General features: G+C 63.7%; 2 protein-coding genes. Both read right to left on the reverse strand.

All coding sequences use genetic code 11. The features are described 5' to 3' along the window. Positions 1-730 (reverse strand): ArnT family glycosyltransferase (locus NW827_RS10725; protein WP_414503675.1); only part of this gene is annotated, 730 nt, incomplete at its 3' end. Further along, complete coding sequence (locus NW827_RS10730) at positions 723-1,784, reverse strand: CIA30 family protein (RefSeq protein WP_414403547.1); 1,062 nt, start codon at positions 1,782-1,784, stop codon at positions 723-725. The genes NW827_RS10725 and NW827_RS10730, both read right to left, overlap by 8 nt. Positions 1,785-1,912: the final 128 nt, after the last annotated feature.

The raw sequence follows: 1,912 nt of genomic DNA on the forward strand, positions 1-1,912 counted from the left end.
TCTCTAACCCGTACGCTGCGGCCGCAGCGTGCGTATGGTAATACCCGCAGAGCCCAGCCACAAGCATACGCCCCCCCAAACCAAGGAAGGCCACCATCTCCCCCCACCGCCCTGGCGGATCCCCCTGCCAGAGCTTGTAGAGGGCCCAGATGCCCAGCGGCAACACCAGCCCCACGGGTCCTTTGGCCAACACCGCTAGGCCCAAGGCCAGCGCGCCCAGGGCGTTCCACCCCTGCCCGGAGCGGCCGGAGCGACGGGCCTCGTCAGCAGCCCAAAGGGATCCCAGCCCCACGCCCATGCACAAATTCAACAGCGGGTCGATGAGGCCGGTTTTGTAGAAAAACAAAGGCAGGTAGCCCGTCAGGAGCAGGATCCCCCAGAGGCAGCCAAACCCCACCCCGCGCAGCCGCGCTCCCCACGCCCCCAAGAGGGCCACCGTGATGCCGCCGGCAAACGCATTGGGTAGCCGCGCTGCCCCTTCGTTGACCCCCAGGGCCGCCATTGCCAACGCCTGCAGCCAGAAAAACAGAGGCGGCTTCTCGTAGAAGGGCTCGCCGTTGATCTGCAAAGCCAGGGGATCGCCGCTGGATAGCATCTGCCGCGCCAAGCTGGCGTAAATGAGCTCGTCCCAGTCAAACAGGTAAGGGATCCCTTGGCCCGCCCCCAGCCACAGGAGGGCCAAAAGCCCCATTCCTAGGGATCCCTGGAGGCCGCCAAGAAGCCTAGCCATGGAAGGCTTCCAGCGGCACCACCCGGCCCACACTGGCGGGCGAGCGCAAAAGGCGCAGTAGGTGAGCGGCTAAGGTGGATCCCTCGATCTCGGCGGGCATCTCCACCCCACACCAACGGCTGGAGCTCTCCTGCAGGGCCGCCACCCAATCGGGAGTTAGGGATCCCCGCGCCACCCCAATCAGTTGCGGCAGCGGCTCCTGGCGATAGAGCCCGATCCAACGCACGCCCAGCCGAAACGGCCCAGGCCGAAAACGGCGGTTGGGACTGCCGTCCGCTTCAAATTTGCTCAGCATCAGTTGCAGCGAATAGATCTGGCGGGTATTCAAAGGGGGAGCGGCAACCCGGCGGGCGCGAAAGGTGGGCACCATCTCGGCAAAAGGAACCTGGACGGTCTGCTCCTCCCCTGGAGTGGTGTCGAAGGCGTAGCCGTAGGCCGGGCTGTCCCAGCCCCCTTGATCCCGCAGTAGAACCTTGTAGCGCTGTCCATCGCCCCGTAGCCGCAGCTCCAGCCCGGCAAACTCCGACGCATCCAGAGGCGGCTGCCAATTGCGGGTGCGCGTGGAAACAAAGCCGCCGAAGTTGGCCGTGGAAACCTGGCCTGTAAACAGCAGCTCACCCTCCCCCCAGAGCAGTTGGCTTTGACTCACCCCGCCCATCACCACATCGTCGAGGATGCCCCAGAACTGGTTCAGCTGGGGATCGGGCTGGCGGAAGTCAAAGAGCAGCTGTTCTGTTTGGCCGCTGCGGCGCAGGCGCTCTAGGTAGGCCTTAGCTTTCTCCCGGTTCTCCAGACCGAGGATGACCCTGGCTGTCACCTCATCCCCTCTCTCCTGGACTTCTGCCCCTTGCTGGCGCAGCGCCTCTGCCAAACCCTCAGGCAGGCCATTGCCCAAAAGCAGCAAGGGAAGGGAAGTAGCGGGCGTTAGAGAAGGAGGCATAAAGTAAGCGGCTGGGCTTGGAAAGCCATTCTGCAGCCAGCGCCAGAAGTTAGCAAAGGGGAGCACCTCGTAGTAGGTGAGGGTGTTCCAAAACCGCCCCAGATCCCAGGTCATGGTTTAGCTACTCCAAAACGCGCCCTACCTAGCTCCTGCAAGAAGAGGATCCCCATTTTCCAGCGTAGGCAAAAAACAGGTTAGCCGCTGGGACCGGCAAGCAGGACCTTGATGTGGGCGGCAATGCG

The organism is Synechococcus sp. H70.1, assembly GCF_047502705.1.
GTDB lineage: Bacteria > Cyanobacteriota > Cyanobacteriia > Thermostichales > Thermostichaceae > Thermostichus.

Coding starts and splice junctions, on each gene's coding strand:
- NW827_RS10730 (WP_414403547.1), bottom strand. CDS start 1,784: ATGACCTGGGATCTGGGGCGGTTTTGGAACACCCTCACCTACTACGAG.